The 23,352-nt window shown below is 71.1% G+C and carries 18 protein-coding genes; 17 read left to right on the forward strand and 1 reads right to left on the reverse strand.

The window, feature by feature from the left end:
* Nucleotides 1-169: 169 nt before the first annotated feature.
* Nucleotides 170-2,035 carry a serine/threonine protein kinase gene (locus LXT12_RS12620; RefSeq protein WP_233392533.1) on the reverse strand — a complete coding sequence of 622 codons (1,866 nt, stop codon included), beginning with the start codon at nt 2,033-2,035 and terminating at the stop codon, nt 170-172.
* A gap of 162 nt (nt 2,036-2,197) precedes the next feature.
* Between LXT12_RS12620 and tssA the strand changes: the two genes are divergently transcribed.
* From tssA to tagH, 17 genes are all read left to right on the forward strand, one after another.
* Entirely contained in the window at nt 2,198-3,283 is a 1,086-nt protein-coding gene (tssA, locus tag LXT12_RS12625) for a type VI secretion system protein TssA (protein WP_233392534.1), read from the forward strand.
* Between the two features lie 78 nt (nt 3,284-3,361).
* The gene (gene tssB, locus LXT12_RS12630) at nt 3,362-3,856 is read left to right on the forward strand and encodes a type VI secretion system contractile sheath small subunit (protein ID WP_233392535.1); all 495 of its coding nucleotides are present in this window, start codon (nt 3,362-3,364) and stop codon (nt 3,854-3,856) included.
* Nucleotides 3,857-3,898: 42 nt separating this feature from the next.
* The gene (gene tssC, locus LXT12_RS12635) at nt 3,899-5,392 is read left to right on the forward strand and encodes a type VI secretion system contractile sheath large subunit (protein ID WP_233392536.1); all 1,494 of its coding nucleotides are present in this window, start codon (nt 3,899-3,901) and stop codon (nt 5,390-5,392) included.
* A gap of 97 nt (nt 5,393-5,489) precedes the next feature.
* Nucleotides 5,490-5,990 (forward strand): Hcp family type VI secretion system effector, encoded by a 501-nt coding sequence (locus LXT12_RS12640; RefSeq protein ID WP_233392537.1) that lies wholly within the window; start codon nt 5,490-5,492, stop codon nt 5,988-5,990.
* Nucleotides 5,991-6,228: 238 nt separating this feature from the next.
* Nucleotides 6,229-6,774, forward strand: a complete 546-nt coding sequence (locus LXT12_RS12645; RefSeq protein WP_233392538.1) for a hypothetical protein — start codon at nt 6,229-6,231, stop codon at nt 6,772-6,774.
* A gap of 10 nt (nt 6,775-6,784) precedes the next feature.
* On the forward strand, nt 6,785-7,642 hold the full coding sequence (locus tag LXT12_RS12650; protein ID WP_233392539.1) for a type VI secretion system tube protein Hcp: 858 nt from the start codon (nt 6,785-6,787) through the stop codon (nt 7,640-7,642).
* 19 nt (nt 7,643-7,661) lie between these two features.
* Nucleotides 7,662-8,228, forward strand: coding sequence for a double zinc ribbon domain-containing protein (locus LXT12_RS12655; RefSeq protein ID WP_233392540.1), 567 nt, complete (start codon nt 7,662-7,664; stop codon nt 8,226-8,228).
* Between the two features lie 152 nt (nt 8,229-8,380).
* A complete protein-coding gene (locus LXT12_RS12660) occupies nt 8,381-9,229 on the forward strand; it encodes a type VI secretion system accessory protein TagJ (RefSeq protein ID WP_233392541.1) in 849 nt (282 codons plus the stop codon).
* Nucleotides 9,229-9,762, forward strand: a complete 534-nt coding sequence (tssE, locus tag LXT12_RS12665; RefSeq protein ID WP_233392542.1) for a type VI secretion system baseplate subunit TssE — start codon at nt 9,229-9,231, stop codon at nt 9,760-9,762. The genes LXT12_RS12660 and tssE overlap by 1 nt, the downstream gene beginning before the upstream one ends.
* A 140-nt stretch (nt 9,763-9,902) precedes the next feature.
* Nucleotides 9,903-11,768 (forward strand): type VI secretion system baseplate subunit TssF, encoded by a 1,866-nt coding sequence (tssF, locus tag LXT12_RS12670; protein ID WP_233392543.1) that lies wholly within the window; start codon nt 9,903-9,905, stop codon nt 11,766-11,768.
* Entirely contained in the window at nt 11,765-12,844 is a 1,080-nt protein-coding gene (gene tssG / locus LXT12_RS12675; RefSeq protein ID WP_233392544.1) for a type VI secretion system baseplate subunit TssG, read from the forward strand. Before tssF ends, tssG begins: the two co-directional genes overlap by 4 nt.
* Nucleotides 12,845-13,003: 159 nt before the next feature.
* Nucleotides 13,004-15,679, forward strand: a complete 2,676-nt coding sequence (tssH, locus tag LXT12_RS12680) for a type VI secretion system ATPase TssH (RefSeq protein ID WP_233392545.1) — start codon at nt 13,004-13,006, stop codon at nt 15,677-15,679.
* An 18-nt stretch (nt 15,680-15,697) separates the two neighbouring features.
* Entirely contained in the window at nt 15,698-18,631 is a 2,934-nt protein-coding gene (locus tag LXT12_RS12685; RefSeq protein ID WP_233392546.1) for a type VI secretion system Vgr family protein, read from the forward strand.
* Entirely contained in the window at nt 18,628-19,176 is a 549-nt protein-coding gene (locus tag LXT12_RS12690) for a DUF4123 domain-containing protein (protein WP_233392547.1), read from the forward strand. Before LXT12_RS12685 ends, LXT12_RS12690 begins: the two co-directional genes overlap by 4 nt.
* Complete coding sequence (locus LXT12_RS12695; RefSeq protein WP_233392548.1) at nt 19,164-20,747, forward strand: hypothetical protein; 1,584 nt, start codon at nt 19,164-19,166, stop codon at nt 20,745-20,747. The genes LXT12_RS12690 and LXT12_RS12695 overlap by 13 nt, the downstream gene beginning before the upstream one ends.
* Nucleotides 20,747-21,532 carry a hypothetical protein gene (locus tag LXT12_RS12700; RefSeq protein WP_233392549.1) on the forward strand — a complete coding sequence of 262 codons (786 nt, stop codon included), beginning with the start codon at nt 20,747-20,749 and terminating at the stop codon, nt 21,530-21,532. The genes LXT12_RS12695 and LXT12_RS12700 overlap by 1 nt, the downstream gene beginning before the upstream one ends.
* 23 nt (nt 21,533-21,555) lie before the next feature.
* Nucleotides 21,556-23,346 carry a type VI secretion system-associated FHA domain protein TagH gene (gene tagH, locus LXT12_RS12705; RefSeq protein ID WP_233392550.1) on the forward strand — a complete coding sequence of 597 codons (1,791 nt, stop codon included), beginning with the start codon at nt 21,556-21,558 and terminating at the stop codon, nt 23,344-23,346.
* Nucleotides 23,347-23,352: the final 6 nt, after the last annotated feature.

The following is a 23,352-nucleotide window of genomic DNA, read 5'->3' on the forward strand; positions in this document are numbered from 1 at the left end:
CCGGGGCGTCGTCGCCGGAACGGCGAGCGGAGCGGGGGTGGGGGTCAGAACGCGGTCCAGAGTCGTCGTGGAGGCCCGGTCGCACCGCGGTGCGACCGGCAGGCCCCTGTCTGTAACCGCAAGGCCGAGCGGGTTCCCCCGCCCTGCGCGAGGCGGGGCGCCGGAAGGGCTAACGCACCACTTCCAGGCTGAACACCGCCGCGCCGAATTCCGCCGCGCAGGCGGGCCGGCCGCAGTCCGGCTGGCCGAGCAGCCAGCTCGGGGCGCCGGCCGGAGTGCCGGTGGCCGGGCCGCGCGCGGGCAGGGTCAGGAAGCCGTAGGCCGGGTCCTTCTCCAGCGCCCAGGGCGCGAAGCTGCGGGGCTCGGCGGTGACGAGGACGAGGAAGTCCTCCAGCCCGGCCGGCTCGCTGGCCTTGAGCGGCCAGCTCGATTGCGGCAGCTTCACCGCCTGGCGGGCGGAGACGCGGTTGTTGCGGGCCTTGTCGTTGGGGTAGATCTGGGTGAGGCTGCCGTCGGGCCCGGCCATCAGCACATACAGATAGCCGTCGCGCGAGGGGGTGACGCTGAAGCGCAGCTCGTCGCGGTCGATGCGCAGTTCGGTGCGCTCTGCCTGGGCCTGCACGTCGAAGCCCGGGCTGTGGTGGGCCACCAGGTCGAGGAACTGGGCGTGCAGGTCGGCGGGCGCAGGGGCGGCAGCCAAGGGAGGGGTCGCCGGGGCCGGAGCCGGAGCGGCAATGGGGGCGGGCGCCGTCGCGGCCGGCACGGCGGCGGTGGCGGTGCCCTCGGCCGGCGCGGGCGGTCGGGTCAGCAGGTAGGCGGCCACGCCGGCAGCGGCGACTCCGGCCAGGCCGAGCCCGGCCAGCAGGGCCCCGCGGCCGCGCGCGGGTGCCGGCGCCGCGGCGGCGGCCGGCGTAGGCGCCGGCGCGGGTGCCTGGATCAGCGTGGCCATCTGGCTCGGCCTGGGCGCGTCGACGCCGCCCAGGCCCAGCGCCTCGCGGAAGGCTTCCATGGAGGCGATGCGCTGTTCGGGCATGACCTGCAGGGCGCGGTCGACGGCCTGCACGAGGCGCTCGCTGTAGCGGCCCTGGGCCAGCTGGGCCAGGGGCACATAGTCGTCCTTGACGATGCGGCCGACGCTGGGCGGCGGGGTGCGGCCCGTGATGGCGCAGTAGATGACCGCCGCCAGCGCGTAGACGTCGGTCCACGGCCCCTGCTTGAGGCTGGGCACCTCGGCGTACTGCTCGATGGGCGCGTAACCCGGCTTGAGGATGACGGTCAGCGCCTGCGTCATGTCGCCGATGACGCGGCGGGCGGCGCCGAAGTCCAGCAGCAGCGGCATGCCGCTGCCGCGCAGCAGGATGATGTTGTCGGGCGCGATGTCGCGGTGGTAGCAGTGCTCGCCGTGCAGCACCAGCAGGGCCTCGGTCAGCGGCGCGAGCATGGCCATCAGCCAGTCCTCGCCGGGCGGCCCGCCCATTTCGCGCAGCGTGTCCTTCAGCGTCTTGCCCTCGATGAAGGGCATGACCATGAAGGCGGTGCCGTTGGCCTCCCAGAAACGGTAGACCTTGACGAGGGAGGGATGGTCGAACTGGGCCAGCAGCCGGGCCTCGTTGATGAAGCTCTTGAGGCCGGCCTCGAAGGTGTCGCGGTGGCGCTCGGAGCGCACGCGTACCTGGGAGTGCTCGCCGCGCAGGGCCAGGGCCGCGGGCATGTATTCCTTCAGCGCCACCATGCGCTCGAGCAGGTGGTCGCGCGCCAGGTAGACGATGCCGAAGCCGCCCTCGCCGAGCACGCGGGTGATCTCGAACTCCGCCTGGCGGCTGCCCACGGGCAGGGCGTTGCCGCCTTCATGGCGGTCCGGCCGTGCGGCGGGTGGCGGCCCGGCGGGGCCGGCGCCCGGCGGTGGGGCGATGACCGTGGCCGCGTCGTCCAGCGCCGCGGGCAGCGCCGGCACCGGGCCGGCGGGCGCGGGGCCGATGGGCCGGATGATGGTCGCGTCGTTGTCGTCCGGGGTGCTGGAGGCTGGTGGGTTCATCGTGCGGGCTGGGCGGCGAACGCGCCGCGCGCGCGTCCAGGTTGCTGAGTGTCGCGCAGCGCCATTCCGTTCCCGGCGGTAGGGGCCTGGGAACTAAGCGTCAGGCCCTGTTACTCAACGGCCGAGCACCCAACCACCCTCCCGAGCTTCCTTCCCACCTCCATGGACACCTCGCCCTTCGACGAACCGGCCGACCCGGCGCTTGACCCCGCGCTGGCGCCCTGGCTGGAGCCGGTTTCGGAGGACGACCCCTGCGGGCCCGACCTGGAATACGACAACGACTTCCTGGCCCTGACCCAGGCAGCCTCGGGCAAACCCGAAACCCAGTTCGCCCCGGCCGAGCCGCCGGACTGGCGGGCCGTCCTCAGCCTGGCCGAGGAGCTGAACGGCCGCACCCGCGACCTGCGCGTGGCCAACCTGTGGCTGCGCGCCCGTCTGCGCATGGAGGGGTTCGCGGCGCTGGCCCAGGGCCTGCGCCTGTTCGAGCAGCTGCTGCTGCGCTGGTGGGACGAGCTCCACCCCCGGCCCGACGACGGCGACGCCTATGCCCGCGTCAACGTGCTGGGCGAGCTGTCGAGCCTGGACTCGACGCTGGGCGACGTGCGCGCCAGCCTGGTGCTGGACGACCGCGGCATCGGCCAGATCAGCGTGCGCGACATCGAGATCGCCATGGGCGACCTGGTCGCCCGGGACGACGAGTCCACGCCCTCGCGCGGCCAGATCGAGAACATGCTGGCCGACGCCGTGGCCGAGAACCCGCAGGTCGGCACCCAGGTGGCCGAGGCGGTCGCCGCGCTGGACGCCCTGGTGGAATGCCTGTCCACCCGCCTGGGCTACGGCGAGCAGCCCGACTTCTCGGCCCTGCGAAGCATGCTGGACAGCGTCGCCGCGGTATCGCCGCAGGCGGCCACCATCAGCGCGGATGCCGACGACCTCGCCGGCATGCTGGGCGACCTGGGCATCGAGGACGCCAGTGCCGACGATGCGCCCGCCCCGTCGCGGCGCCGTGGCGGCGGCGGTGGCCTCGGGTCCATCGAGAGCCGGGCCGACGCGGTGCGCGCCATCGACGCGGTCTGCGCCTACCTCGAGAAGCACGAGCCCACCAACCCCGCCGCCGACCTGCTGCGCCGTGCGCAGCGGCTGATCGACCGCAACTTCCTGCAGCTGGTGCGCGAGTTCGCACCCGATGCCGTCAACGAGGTGGCCCGCATGCTGGGCGTGGACCCGGAAAGCCTGGAGTCCCCGTGACACGCCGCCCCTCGCCCCGTTTTGCCCCCACGGCCCGGCGCCGTTGAACCCTGAATCCCGTCCGCAAGGAGCATTGAGATGAGCAAGAGCAGCCAGAAATTCATCGCCCGCAACCGGGCCCCGCGGGTGCAGATCGAATACGACGTGGAGCTGTACGGCGCCGAGAAGAAGGTGCAGCTGCCCTTCGTGATGGGCGTGATGGCCGACCTGTCGGGCAAGCCGGAAGACCCGCTGCCTCCGGTGGCCGACCGCAAGTTCCTGGAGATCGACGTCGACAACTTCGACTCGCGCATGAAGTCGATGAAGCCGCGCGTGGCCTTCCAGGTCGAGAACACGCTGACCGGCGAGGGCAACCTGCCGGTGGACATCACCTTCGAGAGCATGGACGACTTCTCGCCGGCCGCGGTGGCCCGCAAGGTCGACGGCCTGAACAAGCTGCTCGAAGCGCGCCAGCAGCTCTCCAACCTCATCACCTACATGGACGGCAAGTCCGGCGCCGGCGAGCTCATCGCCAAGGTGCTGGCCGACCCCACGCTGCTCAAGACGCTGACTGACGCGCCCAAGGCTGAATAAGCCGCAGCCCCGAACCTCACAGAAACGACCGGAGTTTCAACCATGACCCAAGCGGAACAGTCGGCATCGGCCCTGGCCGGCGTGACCTTCGAAGGCAACGACTTCGCAGCCCTGCTGAACAAGGAATTCAAGCCCAAGACCGACGAGGCCCGCGGCGCGGTGGCCCAGGCGGTGCAGACCCTGGCCCAGCAGGCCCTGTCCAACACCGAGCTGCTCAGCGACGACGCCGTCAAGACCATCGAATCCATGATCGCGGCCATCGACGCCAAGCTCACGGAGCAGGTCAACCTCATCATCCACCACGAGGACTTCCAGAAGCTGGAGTCGGCGTGGCGCGGCCTGCACTACCTCGTCAACAACACGGAGACGGACGAGCAGCTCAAGATCCGCGTGATGAACGTGTCCAAGCAGGACCTGGGCAAGACGCTCAAGCGCTTCAAGGGCACGGCCTGGGACCAGTCCCCCATCTTCAAGCGCCTGTACGAGGAAGAGTACGGCCAGTTCGGCGGCGAGCCCTACGGCTGCCTGGTGGGCGACTACCACTTCGACCACACGCCGCCCGACGTGGAGCTGCTGGGCGAGATGGCCAAGGTGGCCGCCGCCGCGCATGCGCCCTTCGTCACCGGCGCGGCGCCCAGCGTCATGCAGATGGAGAGCTGGCAGGAGCTGGCCAATCCGCGCGACCTGACCAAGATCTTCACGACGCCCGAGTACGCCGCCTGGCGCTCGCTGCGCGAGTCAGACGACGCGCGCTACCTGGCGCTGTGCATGCCGCGCTTCCTGTCGCGCGTGCCTTACGGCGCCAAGACCAGCCCCGTCGACGAGTTCGCCTTCGAGGAGGACACCGAGGGCGCCGACCACAGCAAGTACACCTGGTCCAACGCCGCCTACGCGATGGCGGTCAACATCAACAGCTCGTTCAAGCAGTACGGCTGGTGCTCGCGCATCCGCGGCATCGAGTCCGGCGGCGCGGTCACCAACCTGCCGACGCACAGCTTCCCGACCGACGACGGCGGCGTGGACATGAAGTGCCCGACCGAGATCGCCATCTCGGACCGCCGCGAGGCCGAGCTGTCCAAGAACGGCTTCCTGTCGATGGTGCATCGCAAGAACAGCGACTTCGCCGCCTTCATCAGCGGCCAGTCCCTGCAGAAGCCCGCCGAGTACGACGACCCGGACGCCACCGCCAACGCCGCCCTCGCCGCCCGGCTGCCCTACCTCTTCGCCTGCAACCGCTTCGCCCACTACCTGAAGTGCATCGTGCGCGACAAGGTGGGCTCGTTCAAGTCGCGCGACGCGATGGAGGACTGGCTCAACAGCTGGATCCTCAACTACGTGGACGGCGACCCGATGAACTCCTCGGAGGAGACCAAGGCCAAGCGCCCGCTGGCGGCCGCCCAGGTCGAGGTCGAGGAGGTGGAAGGCGCGCCGGGCTACTACCAGTCCAAGTTCTACCTGAAGCCGCATTACCAGCTCGAGGGCCTGACCGTGTCCTTGCGCCTCGTCTCCAAGCTGCCGTCTGAAAAGTCGAGCTGAACCCAACAGGTCGGAGGGCTCGCCCCGCGCGGGAGCAGGACGGGTCGCCTCACATCACCACCACCCGCGCACACTGAACCTCTAAAGGAGAATCAACATGGCAGTCAATGCATTCGTCACCTTCTTCGACAAGGCCGATGGCGAGTCCATCCAGAAGGGCAAGGAGAAGTGGATCGAGATCCAGGGCTGGGACTGGGAAATCGAAGCCGAAACCAGCTGGACCAAGGGCGGCGGCGCCTCCGTCGGCAAGCCCAACCCCGGCAAGATGAACTGGGAGCACTACTTCGACACCTCGTCGACGGTGATCATGGGCTACATCTGCACCGGCAAGGCCTTCCCCAAGGTCGAGCTGCAGATGATGAAGACCACGGGCTCGGCCACGCCGGAGACCTACTTCACCATGACCATGGAAGGCTGCTTCATCACCAAGGTGTCGCAAGCCGGCACCGAGGAGGGCTCGGTCACGCAGAAGGTCGAGATGGTCTTCAAGACCGTCAAGATCGAATACAAGCCGCAGGACAACAAGACCGGCAAGCTCGGCGCGCCCAAGACCTACAACTGGGACATCCCGGCCGGCACCGCCTCGCCCTCGGCCTGAGCCCCATGACGCACCCCTCGTTCGAGTTCGCCTTGCGGGCCGAGCGCCGGGCCGCCCCAAGCCGGCCCGCCTTGGCGATGTGCTTGCGGCTCAATGCAGCAAGCATCGCCGTCCCCTCGGGGGCTGAGCCCGGACACATGGCGCCCGGTGGGCGGCATGTGCCTGGCGAAGGGCTGCGGCGCAAGCTGCAGCGCGGCCTGCAAGACCGGCCGGCGTATTCGCCGGACGAGGGGTCCACATGAGCCAGTCGAACATCTTCATGCAGCTCATCACCGGCGCCGGGCCGGTGGTGGGCGAGGGCCTGCTCGAGGGCTTCGAGGGCTCGGTCGAGATCCTGGATTTCGAATGGGGCATGCGTGCGCTGAAGGACCCCAAGCCCAGGAAGACCGGCATGGCCGGCGTCGCGAGCGCGGCGGCGGCCATGGCGGGCCTGGGCAAGCCGGTGTCCATCCAGATGGAGCCGTTGAGCTTCAAGAAGCGGTTCGACGTCGGCTCCTCGCAGATGCACTTCTGCCTGGACAACCACTTGCCGGTGGTGAGCGCGTCCATCACCGTGCTGCACATCAAGCAGCAGGGCCGTGCCATCCACCAGCCCGGCTTCGTCGTCATGGCCACGCAGGGCTACTTCGAAAGCTGCGCCCTCGAAGTGCGCGATGACGGCCTGTCCAAGCAAGTCATCGAGAGCTGGGTCCTCAACTTCAAGAACATCAAGATGACCTACCTGAAGACCCTCGGCAAGGACAACCTGCCGACGGCGCCGTTCTTCCACCCCCTCGCCCTGTGAGCGCCCTGTCATGTCAGACGCCGGTGCCGACATCTTCCTGATCCTGCTGCGGCCCACCCGGGTGCCGGTGGCGGGCGAAGCCGTCTCCCACCTCTTCCAGGGGCAGGTGCTGATCGAGTCGCTGTCGTGGACGCTCACGAACTCCGACGAGTCCAAGCAGGCCGAGAGCCGGCGCGATGCCTTCAGCGCCAAGGAACAGCTGATCAACCGCAGCGGCAGCGTCGACCTGCGCACCAGGCATGCCTGGCAGGACGCCGAGCGGGAGCAGAAGAACGCTCTGGACGAGTTCATCAAGGACCGCGCGAAGATCGACCCGACCGACCGCGACGCGCTGCGGCGCGCCGACAGGCAATTCCACCAGGAGATGAGCTCGATCAACGAGCGGCATCAGCAGACGCTCGACGAGATCCGCGGCATCGAGCGCGCCCAGACCGCCGAGCAGCTCGAGGACCAGGCGCGCCAGCAGGCCATCGACGAGGCCGAGCGCAATCGAAATTTCGAATTCAAGTTCACCAAGCGTGTGGACATCGCCAGCACGCAGATGCTCAACTCGATGAAGTCGGGCGACATCTTCCCGTCGGGCACGCTGACGATCCACAGGCGCTCCGCGACCGTGGCCGAAGGCACCTCGCTCGTCTTCAACATCCAGAAGATCCGGCTGCTGGAATACCGGCTGCAGGTCGCCGTCACCGACACGATGACCGAAATGATGGAAGAGTGGACCTGCGAGTTCGGCGCCCTCTCCTACGTCTACAAGAACCCGCCCGCGCACTATTCGAGCGGCAACGCCGGCCAGGCGGCGGCCAAGGCGCTCTCGCAAGGCACGGCCCGCGCCTTCACCATGAAGACGATCGGCTCCCCGATCTGACCCCGTCCCGGAGCAGACCTTGGCCCTGACCAACTACCGCGACCTCAGCACGTCGATGAGCGACGTGTCGGCGGGCTTCCAGTTCGAGTTCTTCTGCGAGAAGTGCGGCGAGACCTCGCGCTCGGCCTTCAAGCCCTACCGCAAGGGCCAGATCACCGGCTGGCTGAGCCGCTTCGCCTTCATGTTCTACGACCTCAACAAGGCCAGCCGCGCAACCGGCGCCTTTGCCGAGGCGGGCGGTGGCAGCGCCAAGAGCGAAGCCCTGGCCGAAGCCATGGCCGCCGCCGCGCCGCTGTACGAGCGCTGCGAGACCTGCCGCAAATGGGTGGGCCGCGAATGCTGGAACGCCGGCACCGGCACCTGCCGCGAATGCGCCACCAAGGCGGCCACGGGCGGCGGCGGTGGCGGCTATGGCGCCTCGGGCGGCGGCTCGGTTTGCCCCAACTGCCAGACGCCCAGCGAGGGCGGACGCTTCTGCCACGAATGCGGCTTCGACATGGCCAGCACGCACAAGAGTTGCCCGGCCTGCGGCGTCACCCTGCCACGCGCCGCCCGCTTCTGCACGGATTGCGGCCATGGTTTCTGAATTCAAACAAAGCCACAGAGGCACAGAGGCACAGAGAGGGCGGGAAGCCAGGCCCTCTGTGTCTCTGTGCCTCTGTGGCTGTGTTCCCTGGCCGCAAGCCACATCGGATCGCATGCGGAATGGCCATCCCGACCGCGCAACGGACGACTGACATGAACCCCCAACAAGCCGCCGAAGAGGCCCTGCGTGCCGGCGACCCGCGTGCCGCGCTGGCCAAGCTGACCGAGGCCGTGCGGGCCAAGCCGGCCGACCCCAAGCTGCGCACCTTCCTGGCCCAGCTGCTGGCCGTGCTCGGCCAGTGGGAGCGGGCCCACACCCAGCTCAACGTCGTGGCCGAGATGGACAAGCTGGCCATCCCCATGCGCGAGACCATGGGCCACGCCATCCGCTGCGAGCTGCTGCGCGCCGAGGTCTTCGCCGGCCGGCGCACGCCGGTCGTCTTCGGCCAGCCCGAGGCCTGGGTGGCCCAGCTGATCGAATCCCTGCGGCAGCAGGGCGAAGGCCACGGCGAGCTCGCCGCCGACCTGGCGGCGAAGGCCTTCGAGGCCGCCCCCACCCGCGCCGGCACCATCGACGGCCAGCCCTTCGAATGGCTGGCCGACGCCGACTCGCGCCTCGGCCCCGTGCTGGAAGCCTGCCTCAACGGCCACTACACCTGGGTGCCCTTCCAGCACCTCGCCAAGATCCACTTCGACGCGCCGGAAGACCTGCGCGACTGCGTGTGGATGCCGGCCCAGCTCAGCTTCACCAACGGCGGCCACAGCGTCGCCCTGGTGCCGACGCGTTATCCCGGCTCGGAGAAGAGCGAGGACGGCCTCATCAACCTGGCGCGCAAGACCGAGTGGACGGCCATTCCCGGTGCGGCCGGCGACGAGCGCTACGCCGGCTTGGGCCAGCGCGTGCTCGCCAGCGACGCCGGCGACCACGACCTGATGGCCATCCGCGACATCATGTTTGAGGTGGCCGAAGGTGCGGCGCCCGAGGCGCCCGAGGCGCCCTGATGGCCGGCCTCGGCGCCCAGGACCGGCTCCAGCCTTCGCTGCTCGACCGGCTCACCGACAACGACCCCGGCTCCAAGGTCGAGCCGCTGGAGGCCCGCGTGCTCAACCGCCGCCAGCTGCGCGAGGCCGTGCTGCGCGACCTGTCCTGGCTGTTCAATGCCGTCTGCGAGGAGCCCGACCCGCTGCATGGCGATCGCGAACGCGTCGCGCTGTGGGAGGAGCTGCCGCATGCGCGCGACTCGGTGCTCAACTTCGGCATCCTGCCGCTGACCGGCCAGTCGTTCTCGGTGCACAACTTCCCCATCATCGAGGCCCAGGTGCGCCAGGCCATCATCCGTTTCGAGCCTCGCCTCGAACCGGCCTCGGTCGAGGTGCACATCATGAACGACCTGAGCACCGGCCTGCGGCCCACCAGCCTGCGCCTGACCATCAAGGGCAATATGTGGAACCAGCCGGTGCCCCTGGAATTGATGCTCAGCGCCGACGTCGACGTCGACACCGGCCAGGCCGCGGTGAAAGACATGCGGGGCTGAACATGCGCGGGTTGCACCTCCAATGACCAAGAACAAAGCCACAGAGACACAGAGGCACAGAGACATTCCGGGCCTCTCTGTGCCTCTGTGCCTCTGTGGCTGTGTTCCTCGCAGCCCAGGCGCGAAACGAGGGGTGTGACATGGACCCCCGCCTCCTCCGCTACTACAACCAGGAACTGCGCTATCTCCGCGAGATGGGCGGCGAGTTCGCGCGCGAGTTCCCGAAGATTGCCGGGCGCCTCGGCATGGAAGGCCTGGAGGTCGCCGACCCCTACGTCGAGCGGCTGCTCGAAGGAGCCGCCTTCCTCGCCGCCCGCGTGCAGCTCAAGCAGGACGCCGAGTTCCCTCAGCTCGCCCAGCGCCTGCTCGACATGGTCAGCCCCAACCTCGCGGCGCCGCTGCCGTCGATGCTGGTCGCGCAGATCACGCCCGCCAACGACCCCAACCTGCTCAGCGGCTTCACGCTGCCGCGCGGCAGCGCGCTGCTCGGGCCGCGCACCGCCCTCGGGCCCACGCGCTGCGAGTTCCGTACCGCCCAGCCGGTGACGCTCACGCCCGTCAAGGTCACCCAGGTCGAGTATTTCCTGAGCGCGCCGGACCTGCCGCTGTCGGCCCTGTCGCTGCGCGAACGGCCCCGCAGCGGCGTGCGCCTGCGCCTGGCCCTGCCCGAGGGCATGCGCTTCTCGCAATTGCCGCTGGACAGCCTGCGCTTCTTCATGGGCGGCCTGCAGGACGTGGCGCTCAAGCTGCACGAGCTGGCCACCTGCCGCTGCGTCGGCCTGCTCGCTGGCCCCGGCGGCAAGGATGCCCAGCGCGTCTTCCTCTCGCCCGACCGCGTTCGCCAGGTCGGCCTCGCGGACGACGAGGCCATGCTGCCTGTGACGCTGCGGGGCCTGTCCGGCACGCGGCTGATGCAGGAGTACTTCGCATTCCCGCAGCGCTTCCTGTTCATCGACGTGACGGGCCTGGCCTCCGCCTTCGCCCGCACGCCGGGCAACAGCTTCGAGCTGGTGATGCTCTTCGACCGCTACGAGGCCTCGCTCGAGGGCGGCGGCGAGCCCGCCAACTTCTCGCTGAACTGCGTGCCGGCGATCAATCTCTTCGAGCGCCGCGCCGAACGCATCGCGGTGGACGACCGCAGCACCGGCTTCCAGGTCATCCCCGACCGGCTGGCCGGCAACGACTACGAGGTCTTCGACGTCGGCACCGTCACGGGCTTTTCCAACGAGACCGACGAGCTGCAGTTCCTGCCGCTGTTCGACGTGCCGCACGCCGGCCCCGCGGGCGCGGCCGGCTTCTTCAGCGCCCACCGCGAACCGCGGCTCGTGAGCGAACGCGGCAAGCGCGAGGGCCCGCGCTCGGCCTACGTGCCCTCGGAGGTCTACCTCACCCTCGTGGACCTGCAGCGCGCGCCCTACCGGCAGGAGCTGCGCCAGCTCGCCGCGCAGGTGCGCTGCACCAACCGCGACCTGCCGCTGTTCATGCCGGCCGGCTCCGCCGACGGCGGGCTCAGCCTCGAAAGCCGCGCGCCGGTGCAGTCGGTGGGCATCGTCGCGGGGCCGTCGCGGCCCGTCAGCGCGTTGCGCGAAGGGCCGCTGGCCTGGCGGCTGCTGTCGCTGCTGTCGTTGAACTATCTGTCCCTGGTGGACGAAGACCCCCAACGCGGCGCGCTGGCCCTGCGTGAACTGGTGGGCCTCTTCGCCCAGAGCAACGACGCCGGCCTGTTGCGCCAGGTGGAGGGCCTGCGGGCCGTCAGCGCCCGGCCGGTGGTGCGCCGCCATCCGGTGCCCGGGCCCATCGCCTTCGGGCGCGGGCTGGAGGTGCGGGTCGAGGTCGACGAACTCTCCTTCGAGGGCGGCAGCGCCACGCTGCTGGGCAGCGTGCTGCACCACTTCTTCACCCGCCACGTGTCGATGAACAGCTTCGTGCAGACGCAGCTGGTGTCGCGCACGCGCGGCGAACTCAAGCGCTGGGCCCCGCTGTCGGGCGCCCGGCAACTGCTGTGAGCGAAGAGGCGCACCCGGCAGGCGACAGCGGGGCGATCTTCCGCGCCCTGTCCGAGCGGCCGGGCCGGTTCGACCTCTTCCAGGCCCTGCGCCGCGTGGAGGCCGCCCACCCCGACAAGCCCCGCCTGGGCGAGGCACTGCGGCCCGGCGACGAGCCGCTGCGCTTCGCCGGCGAGCCGGCGCTGAACTTCGCCCCCACGGCAATCACGCGGCTCGAAGTGCATCCCCACGGGCCGCCTCGGCTGGTGCAGCGGGTCATCGGCATGTTCGGGCCCAACGGCGCCCTGCCCACCCACCTGACCGAATACGCCCGCGAACGCCAGATGCACCATGGCGACCGCAGCTTCTCGGCCTTCGTCGACCTGCTGCTGCACCGCTTCGGGCTGCTGTTCTACCGGGCCTGGGCGCGCGCCAACCCGGTCGTCGGCATGGACCGGCCGCATGACGCCCCCATCGTGCGGCACGTCGGCGCCCTCGCCGGCCTGGCCGAACCCTCCCAGCGCGGGCGCGACGCCCTGGGCGACTTCCCCAAGCTGCACTTCGCCGGCCGCCTGGCCCGCTCGACGCGCGACGCCGATGGCCTGGAGGCCTGGATGCGGCTGCGCTTCGGCGTGCCGGTGCAGGTGCGGCAGTTCCAGGGCCACTGGATGCCGCTGGACCGTGAAGAGCGGACCCGGCTGGACCGGCATCCGGGCCCGGCCCAGGCCCTGGGCCGCGGCGCGCTGCTGGGCGCCCAGGTGTGGGACGTGCAGCACAAGTTCCGCATCGTCGTCGGCCCCCTCTCCTGGCCGGACTTCCAATCCTTCCTCCCCGAGGGGCAGCGCCTGGAAGCGCTGCAGGCCATGGTGAGGCAATACGTCGGCTTCGAGTTCGCCTGGGACGTGCAGCTGCGGCTGCGGCCGGCCGAGGTGCCGGCCTGGCGCCTGGGCCGCGAGCGCGGCATCGGCCAGCTCGGCCGCAGCGCCTGGCTGAACAGCGGGCGGCCGCGCGCGCGCGCCGACGAGCTGGTCATGAACGTCGAGAGCATCTGCCGGGCGCCGCTCAGCCGCTCCCTCGCCCCGGCGCATCTCATCTAACAAATCAAACACAGCCACAGAGGCACAGAGGCACAGAGAGGCCCGGATTTCTCTGTGCCTCTGTGCCTCTGTGGCTTGTGTTCGGTTTTCGACTTTCGGTTTTCTCGAGCAGGGAACTGAACGGCCGACTCGGGCACCAAGCACCGAGGAGATTTCCAGATGACCGACATCAGCCGCCAAGCCCTTTTCGGCAAGCTCAACCCGCTGGCCTACAAGTCCATCGAGGGCGCCACCGTCTTCTGCAAGCTCAGGGGCAACCCCTACGTCGAGCTGGTGCACTGGATCACCCAGCTGCTGGAGAACAACGAATCCGACGTGGCCGCCCTGGTGCGCCACTACGGCCTGGACGCCGCCGCCCTGGCCCGCGACGTGACCGCGGCGCTGGACCGCCTGCCGCGCGGCTCCACCTCGATCAGCGACTTCTCCGAGCACATCACCCACGCCATCCAGCAGGCCTGGGTCTACGCGACGCTGATGTACGGCGACGCCCAGGTACGCAGCGGCCACCTGCTGCTGGCCCTGCTGAGCACGCCGACGCTGCGCAATGCCCTGCTGGGCATCTCGCGCCAGTTCGAGAAGATCAAACCCGACGACCTGGCGGACAAGCTGCCCGCCCTGGTCGGCAAGACCGGCGAAGCGGGCCTGGGCGCCACCGACGGCAGCGCCCTGGGCTCGGCCCAGCCCGGCCAGGCCGAAGGCGCGATGGCGCCGGCCGCCATGGGCCGCCAGGAAGCGCTGAAGAAGTTCACCGTCGACCTCACCGAGAAGGCCCGCAACGGCGAGATCGACCCCGTCACCGGCCGCGACGACGAGATCCGCCAGATCGTCGACATCCTGATGCGCCGCCGCCAGAACAACCCGCTGCTCACCGGCGAGGCCGGCGTGGGCAAGACGGCGGTGGTGGAGGGCTTCGCGCTGCGTCTGGCCCGCGGCGACGTGCCGCCGCCGCTGCAGGGCGTCACGCTGCTGACCCTGGACATCGGCCTGCTGCAGGCCGGCGCCTCGATGAAGGGCGAGTTCGAGCAGCGCCTGCGCCAGGTCATCGACGAGGTGCAGCAAAGCCCCAAGCCCATCATCCTGTTCATCGACGAGATCCACACCCTGGTCGGCGCCGGCGGCGCCGCCGGCACGGGCGACGCGGCCAACCTGCTCAAGCCGGCCCTGGCGCGCGGCAACCTGCGCACCGTGGGTGCCACCACCTGGGCCGAGTACAAGAAATACATCGAGAAGGACCCGGCCCTGACCCGCCGCTTCCAGACCGTGCAGGTCGAGGAGCCCGACGAGAAGAAGGCCATCCTGATGCTGCGCGGCGTGGCCACCGTGCTGGAGAAGCACCACCAGGTCCAGCTGCTGGACGAGGCCATCGAGGCGGCCGTCAAGCTCTCGCACCGCTACATCCCGGCCCGCCAGCTGCCCGACAAGGCCGTCAGCCTGCTCGACACCGCCTGCGCCCGCGTCGCCGTCAGCCAGCACGCCATGCCGGCCGAGGTGGAGGACTGCAAGCGCCGCATCGAGTCGCTGGAGATCGAGCAGGGCATCATCGGCCGCGAGGCCCAGGTCGGCGTGAACGTCGGCGACCGCGGCGCCACGGTGGAGGCGTCGCTTGCGGCCGAGCGCGCCCGGCTGGCCACGCTGGAAGAGCGCTGGCAGCAGGAGAAGGCCCTGGTCGCCCAGATCCTGGAGCTGCGAGGCCAGCTGCGCGGCGACGGCCAGGCGGTGGACGAGGCCGGCTCCAGCCAGCCCGACCGCGCCGCCCTGCTCGGCCGCATGCACACGGCCCAGGCCAGCCTGGCCGAGCTGCAGGGCGATGCGCCGCTGATCCTGCCGTCGGTGGACGCCCAGGCCGTGGCCAGCGTCGTGGCGGACTGGACCGGCATCCCCGTGGGCCGCATGGTCAAGAACGAGCTGGAGGCCGTGCTGCGACTGGGCGCCACGCTCGGCCAGCGCGTCATCGGCCAGCAGCATGGCCTGGACATGATCGCGCGCCGCATCCAGACCTCGCGCGCCAAGCTGGACAACCCCAACAAGCCCATCGGCGTCTTCATGCTCTGCGGCACCTCGGGCGTGGGCAAGACCGAGACCGCGCTGGCCCTGGCCGAGTCGCTCTATGGCGGCGAGCAGAACGTCATCACCATCAACATGAGCGAGTACCAGGAGTCGCACACCGTCTCCACGCTCAAGGGCGCGCCTCCCGGCTACGTGGGCTACGGCGAGGGCGGCGTGCTGACCGAAGCGGTGCGCCGCCGGCCTTACAGCGTGGTGCTGCTCGACGAGGTGGAGAAGGCCCACCCCGACGTGCACGAGCTCTTCTTCCAGGTCTTCGACAAGGGCTGGATGGAGGACGGCGAGGGCCGCCTCATCGACTTCAAGAACACCATCATCCTGCTGACGAGCAACGTCGGGTCCGAGCTCATCATGAACATGTGCCGCGACCCCGAGCTGCTGCCCGACCCCGAGTCGCTGGCCACGGCGCTGACCGAGCCGCTGCAGAAGGTCTTCCCGCCGGCGCTGCTGGGCCGCATCGTCACCATCCCCTACTACCCGCTGTCCGACGAGATGCTGGCGCGCATCGTGCGCCTGCAGCTGGGCCGCATCGTCAAGCGCGTGGCCGAGAACCACCGCATCCCCTTCGAGTACAGCGACGCGGCGGTCGAGCTCATCGTCAAGCGCTGCAACAACGCGGAGTCGGGCGGACGCATCATCGACGCCATCCTGACCAACACGGTGCTGCCGCGGGTCTCCATCGAGTACCTGTCGCGCACGGCCTCGGGCCAGCCGCTGCAGCGCGTCTCGCTGGACGTCGCCGACGGCGACTTCAGCTATGCCTTCGACTGACGGGCCGGGAGGGCGCGCATGAGCAGCCATACCTTGTCCATCGAGACGGCGCTCGGCGGCGGCACCGACAAGCTGCTGGTGCTGCGCATGCAGGGCCAGGAGAAGCTCGGCCGACTGCCGGAGTGGCAGGTCGACCTCGTCGGCAACGTCAGCCGGCTCGGCATCAAGGAGCGCGTCGACCTGCATGCCATGCTCGGCAAGCCGGCCCACGTGGTGATGGACCTGCACGGCGTCAAGCGCGAATTCAACGGCCATGTGACGCGTGCGGTGCGCGGTGAGCGGCACGGCCGCTACGAGGCCTTCAGCATCGTCATGCGGCCCTGGCTGTGGTTCGCCACGCGCAGCCGCAACTCGCGCGTCTTCCAGGACAAGACGGTGCGCGAGATCGTCGACGCGGTGCTCGGCCCCTACAGCAGCGACATCGACTGGAAGCTGCGCACGACGCCCGCCTATCCGACGCTCGAATACTGCGTGCAGTACGACGAGACCGACTTCGATTTCGTCAGCCGCCTGCTCGAGGACGCCGGCATCTACTACTTCTTCAAGCACGACAGGAAGAAGGACATCCTCGTGCTGACCGACGGATCGGGTGGCGGCCTGCCCGCCCTCGACAAGCCCACGCTGCAGTGGGCCAACGGCCTCAAGCACGACGAGAGCCTCATGGACTGGCGCCGCCAGGAAGAGGTGCGCTCGACCAAGGCCATCGTCCGCGACCACGACTATCTCGCCTCCACCAAGGAGATCGAGGAAGAGAAGGCGGCCCTGCAGACCGCCTCGCCCAAGGTGCCCGGCGGCGGCGAGGTGTTCGAATTCCCGGCCGGCGCGGTGCTCAACCAGAAGAACACCGAGGCCCAGTCGGCGACGACGGCGGCCAAGGAAATCGCCAAGCTCCGGCTCGAGGAGCTGCAGTCCCTGCAGACGGTCTGCACCGGCACGACCAACTCCAGCGCCGTGACGGTGGGCGCCGCCTTCAAGCTGACGAAGGCGCTCGCGGCCTCCGACAACGTCGACTACCTCGTCGTCGGCATGTCCTACCGCGCCGAGTTCGGCGACCATGAGGCCATCGACGACCTCAAGGGCCTGAAGGGCCGGCGCGACGGCTTCGTCTCCGATCTCGCCTGCATCCCGAAGAGCGGCCATCCCTTCCGCCCGGAGCGCCTCACGCCGCGGCCCCGCATGCATGGCCCCCTGACGGCCGACGTCGTCGGCGCGCAGGACAAGGAGATCGAGGTCGACAAGCACGGCCGCGTGAAGGTGCAGTTCCACTGGGACGGCAAGGGCGGCAAGGACGAGGACAGCTCCTGCTGGGTCCGCGTGGCCCAGCCCTGGGCCGGCAAGAGCATGGGCATGTGGATGATCCCGCGCATCGGCCACGAGGTCGTCGTGAGCTTCATCGGCGGCAACCCCGACCGCCCGCTCGTGACTGGCTCCGTCCACAACGACGCCAACCTGCCGCCCTACGAGCTGCCCGCCCATGCGCACACCAGCGGCTGGGTCAGCCACTCGACCAAGGAAGGTGCCGACGACGCCCGCAACGAGCTGCGCTTCTGCGACGACAAGGACAACGAGCACGTCTGGCTGCAGGCCCAGAAGGCCTTCTACCGGCACGTGAAGGGCGACACCTTCGACCACCTCGAGATGAACGAGACGCGCCGCGTCGGGCAGTCGGTCAAGGAAGTGGTGGGCGGCGCCTGGAGCCTGAACGTCGGCGACGACGTCATGCACGACCTCGGCAAGGACCTGCACACCACCGTCGCCGGCGACATCTTCACCAAGGGCGCCGCGACCTGGCAGATCAAGCTCGAGAAGGAGCTCAGCGTCAAGACCGCGACCGACGTGAGCGTTGACGCCGACGGCAAGTCCGACTGGAAGAGCGGCGGGGACGTGCACCTGGACAGCGGCGGCGTGCTGCACCTGAAGTCCACCGGCAACCTCGTCGGCGAGAGCGGTGCCAAGGTCTCGCTCAAGGCCGCCAGCGACGTCGTCGCGGAGGGCGTGAGCGTCAAGATCAAGGCCAGCGGCGAGGTGGTGATCGAAGGCACGGCCGGCATCAAGCTCGTCTGCGGCGGCTCCTCCATCGCACTGACGTCGAGCAGCGTCGACATCACCGGCGGCCTGGTCAACATCAACTGCGGCGGCGGTGGCGGCTCGGCGGGCTCGGCGGAGAGCGCCGCCGCCGCCTCGCCCAAGGAAGTGGCGGACGCCAAGGTGCTCGACGAGCTCAAGAGCGACCAGCAGGACGACTACAAGAAGCAGCTCGCCGACCCCTTCGAGGAGGGCAGCTCGCCAGGCGGCACCGCCCCCGGCGGCGCGGCCGGGGGCCGGCCGCGAGCGAACGCCTTCTCTGCGGGCAGCGGCCTCGCGGCCTCGGCCGGCGCGCTGGGCGACGCCGCCGGTGCAGCGGCTGGCGCAGCCGCGGGTGCGGCGGCAGGGGCGGCGGCGGCCGTCGCGGCGGCCACCGCGGCTGCAGCCGCCGGTGCCGCAGCCATGGCGCTGCTCTCGCCGCCCGCGCCACCCACCGACCCGAACCAGCGCCCCGACATCTACGACAAGGACGGCCAACTCGTCGGCGGCCCCCGCGCCCAGACCACCGACCCCAACGCCCGGCCCGACATCTACGACAAGGACGGGCAGCTCGTCGGCGGCCCGCGCGCCAAGACCACCGATCCCAAGGCCAGGCCCGATCTCTACGACCGGGACGGCCAACTCGTCGGCGGCCCGCGGGCCCAGACCACCGACCCCAACGCGCGGCCGGACCTGTACGCCAAGGATGGGCAGCTCGTGGGCGGCGAGAAGGCCGTCACCACCGACCCCAACGCCCGGCCCGACCTCTACGAGAAGGACGGCCAGCTGGTCGGCGGCGAGAAGGCCACCACCACCGACCCCAACGCCCGGCCCGACATCTATGACGCGGACGAGCGCCTCGCCGAACCGCCCGCCTCGACCGAATGACCGCGACGGCTGCTTCGTCGACCGCGCGCTTCAGCCTCGCCCAGCTCGAAGCGGCACTGTGGGCGCGCGGCCGGGTCTACGCCGTCATCGACGGCTGCCGGGTGCCCGGCCTCGCCGAGCGGCTGCAGGACAGTGGCGCCGACTTCAACTGCCTCAGCCGCGGCCAGCTCGATGACGCGCAGGCGGCACGCGCCGCCTACATCGCCGAGCTTCGCCCCGACGAGCCGCTGCTGCGCTGGCTCGTCGACGAGGCCACGACCGCCTTCACCGGCTGGGGCGTGCTGCTGGTGTCCAACCGCTCGCTGCTGGCGATGCGCGAGTACGCGCGCGACCTGGCCGAAGTGCAGCTGCCCGACGGGCGCCGCCGCCCCTGGCGCTGGTGGGACCCGGTGCTGCTCGACGCCCTGCTGCCGCTGCTCGCCCCGGGCCAGCGCGACCAGGTCTTCGCGCACGGCCAGACGCTGGTCGGCTTGGCACCGCAGGTCTGGCTGTGGTGGTCGCAAGCCGAGGGCGTCCTGCAGCGGGAGGCCCGGTGCTTGCTCTGACTGACACCCAGTTCGAGCGCATCGAGGCGCTGGAGCGGCAGCGCTTCGGCGCGGCGCTCGCGCCGGTGCTGGCCGGCATCTGGCCGGCCGTCGCCGAGCGCCTGGGCCCGCGCTGGCCGGCCTTCGTCGCCTCCGCGGTGGAGCGGGCCGCCGGACACGGCATCGCCGCCTGCGGTCCGCAAGCCGACTTCGTCGCGCTGTGCGGGCTGTGGGGCGCGAGCTTCGACGCGCGGCCCGGCTTCGAGTGGGCGGCGGAGATCCTGCGCTCGCCCCGCCTGGACGGGCGGCTCAAGGTCCACCAGCTGCTGGCGCGCGCCCGCGCGGAGCTGCCGGCCACCGGCCCGCTGAACCGCCCGGGCTTCGACGCCGCACTGCAGCGCTCGGCCGTCATCGTGGCCGCCCTCGAACGCGCGACCGGCGTGTTCGCCGACATGCCCGATCCGACGCCGCTCGTCACCTGCGACCTGGCCACCGTGCGCCTGGCCGTCGGCACCGGCGAGCCGCTGACGCTGCAGGACGCCCCCGCCGAACCGCTGAGCCTTGCCGTGCTCGCGCCGACGACGCTCAAGCTGGCCGTCGATGCCCTCGGCGGCTGTGGCCGGCACCCGGAGCTGCGCCACGATGGCCCGGCAGGGCGGCTGCAGCGGCGCGGCGCCGACGCGCGCCGCCTGGCCCTGCCCCTGCCCGCCCCGCGCGAGGCCGAGCCTGGGCTCACCGGCATCGCCCACTCGCCAGGCCCGGCGCTGCACCAGTTCACGGTCGGCACCTGCGGTGTGCGCGAGGCCGGTGCGCCGTTCCGCAGCCTGGCCGTGTCGGTGCAGGCCTTCGCCCGCACGGCCTGGCAGCTCGGTCTGCACCACGGCGACTGGCCCGCCACGCGCTGGCCCGAGCCCGAACCCCTCGTGCCCGCCGCACTGCAACTGCGCCTGGAGGCCGATGGCCGCGAAGTGGACACGGCGCTGTGGCAGCCGCAGTGGCTGGACCTGCAAGCGCAATGGCGCAAGGGGCTGGACAAGCTCTTCAACGCCTGGGCCCGCGGCGTGGAGCAGCCGACGCTCGAGGCCGAGAGCCGCCTGCTCGCCGGCCAGGCACGGCTGGCCTGGGCCTGGCGCGAGACCCCCGAAGGCATCGCCATGCAGGCCAGTGGCCGCATCGACCTCACCGCCGCCGCGCTGGACCTGCGCCTGGCGGGCCAGCTGCGCTGGGGCGACAGCCTCGCCGAGCTGCGGCTGCAGGCCAGCGGCCAGAGCCTGTGGCAGCAGGAGGTCGACCCCACCACGCCGCTGGAGTCGGTCGCCTGCAGCTGGTGCCATCCGCTGACCTTGACGTTATTGCCCTGCCTCACCGGCGACCCGGCCCTGCTGCACGCCCGGCCGGGCCTCACCGGCGCGCTCGCCGGCAAGGCGGGCCTGCGCCCTCGGCCCGACGGGCGCGGCCACCAGTGGTTCTGCCGCATCGAGCTCGAGCCCGTGCTGCTGCCGCTGTCGCGGCTGGACCCGGTGCTCGGCGAGCAGCGCGAGACGCGACCGCTGCTGCCGGCCCTGACCTTGCTCGACTGGAGTGCCGGCTGATGGAGCGCCTGATGTGCCTGCAGGTCAGCGCCCTGGGGGTGGCCGTCGAGGTCGCCGTCAACGGCCTGCCCGTGCTGCGCCTGCCCGAGGGCGCACCGCCGCGCTGCCTGCCGGTGCACGAGGTCCTGCTCGCGGGCGAGAACCGCATCAGCCTGACGATCGCGCCGCCGCCCCCGGGGCTGGACGGCGCCGCGGCGCAGCCCCGCGTGGCCGCCGCCGAGCAGATGGCCGTCGCCCGGCTGCTGCTGGTGCGCCAGGGCCGCACACCCGAGTCGCCCAGTACGCGCGAGCTGGCGGCGGCCCGCTGGGCGGTGGCTGCGGGCGAGTCCTACGAGGCCCCGACCACGGTCCACCAGGACGTGAACCTGCCCGTCGGCTTCCCGCGCTGGCGCTGGCTGGACGCGCCCGTCATGCCCGCCAGCCCCAGGCTCGACGCGCTGCTGCTGTCGTGGCTGCAGAAACTCGCCTTCGAGCTTTCGCGCGGCCGGCCCGACATGCTGCTGGCCTGCAGCCGGCTCAAGCTCGACGAGCTGGGCCAGGCCTACCAGTGGCCCGCCGGCCAGGCGGCCGAGCGGCTCAAGGCCGGGTTGCAGGCCCTGCACGAAAGCGGCAGCCTGGCCTCGCTGCAACCGCCCACCGCGGCGGACGTGATCCTGCGCCCCGTGGCAGGGGGCCGCCTGATTGACTGCCTGAACGCCTTGGGCGAACCTGCCCTGCAAGTGCCCAGCACCACCTGGCCGCTGCGCGTCGCCGTGGTCGAAGGCCAGGTCTACGTGCTGCGTTGACCGCCAGCCCCGACACTCCGGCCATGATCCGCCTCCAAGTCACCTCCTACAACGGCCAGCCCCTGGCCCAGCCCCTGTCCGCCCAATTCGACGAACTCGGCGGCGACATCGGCCGCGCCGAGACCAACCAGCTGGTGCTGCCCGATCCCGAACGCACCGTCTCGCGCGTGCATGCACGGGTGCTGTTTCGCGCCAGCAGCGGCTTCGGCATCGTCGACCAGGGCAGCAACGCCATCAGCGTCAACGGCGTGCAGCTCGGCAAGGGCCGCGAGGCGGCCATCAAGCCGGGCGACACCCTGCAGATAGGCGGCTATGTGCTGAGCGTCGAGGCGGCCACGGCCGGTGGTGGCGCGAGCGACCCCTTCGCCGACTTCTTCGGCCTGGCGCCCGCCCAGCCCAAGACCCAGCCGGGAGTGCGCCAGGCCGCGGCCGACCCGCTCGGCCTCTTCGGCAGCGCACCGCCGCCGGCCGCTGCGGCGGCGCCGGCCTTCGCCGCCCCCACGCCACCGGCGCCTGCGGCCGGCGGCATCCCGGCCGACTGGGACCCCTTCGCGCCCGTCGCCCCGGCGCGCCAGGCCCAGGCGCCGGTCCCTGCCGCCGGCGCCCGCGCCCTCGGCCTGGATCTCGGCTCCGGCGCGCCCGCCCCCCTCATTCCCGACCTGCCCGGCGCCTCGCCCCGCGGCGGCGCGGGTGGCGATTCGCTGGACGCCCTCTTCGGCCTCGGTGCGCCCGCGCCCGCCGGCAACCCGCTCGGCCAGTCGCTGCTGGGCGAGGCCATCGCCCAGCCCAACATGGCCGGCCACGCCGACCCGATGAAGGCCCTGGGCATGCTGCCGGCCGCGGCGGGCCCCGCGGCGCCTGACACCCTGTCCGAGCTGAACCGGCCCTTCCTGCCACCGGCGGCGCCGGCCCTGCCGGCCACGTCGACCGGCCAGCGGCCACGGCCGCCTGCGGCGTCGATGGAGGCGCTGAACAAGCTCGACCCGTCGGGCACGCTGTCCGGCGCCGTCGTCTCCTGGAACGACAGCGCCGGCGAAGGCAAGACCATCATCCGCGCCGGCCGAAAGTCCGCCGCACCGCCCGCCGTGCCGCCCGCAGCGCCGCCCGCCGATGCCGACGCGACGCTGCTGCCGCCCACGCCGGCCCCCGCGCCGCCGGCCACCGTCCAGGCACAGACCGCGGTCCCGGCATCCGCGCCCGCCGTCTCGGCCGACCACGCCGCCCTGCTCGCCGCCTTCCGCGAAGGCCTGGGCCTGCCCAACCTGCCGGCCGGCGGCCTGACGCCCGAGTTCATGCGGCTGCTCGGCCAGCTCATCCACGAGTCGGCACGCGGCACCGTCGACCTGCTGGTGGCGCGTGCGGCGCTCAAGCGCGAGGTGCGCGCCGAGGCGACCATGATCGTCGCCAAGGAGAACAACCCGCTGAAGTTCTCGCCCACGCCCGAGGTGGCGCTGGGCCACCTGCTCGGGCCCCAGGTGCGCGGCTTCATCGAGCCGCAGCGGGCCATGCGCGACGCCTTCGACGACCTGCGCGCCCACCAGCTCGCCTTCCTGGCCGGCATGCGCGCCGCGCTCGAAGGCCTGCTGCAGCGCTTCGACCCCTCGGCCCTGGAGTCGCGCCTGACGCAGAAGTCGGTGCTGTCCAGCCTGCTGCCGGCGGCGCGCAAGGCCCAGCTGTGGTCGGTGTTCCAGCAGGAGTACCAGCAGATCGCCGGCGAGCTGTCCGACGACTTCCATCAGGTCTTCGGCCGTGAGTTCCTGCGCGCCTACGAGGCGCAGCTCGACGCGCTGCAGTCCGAACCCGGCCGAGACTAAGAGCCC

It is taken from the genome of Pelomonas caseinilytica, from assembly GCF_021353235.1.
GTDB classification, from domain to species: Bacteria; Pseudomonadota; Gammaproteobacteria; order Burkholderiales; family Burkholderiaceae_C; genus Pelomonas; species Pelomonas caseinilytica.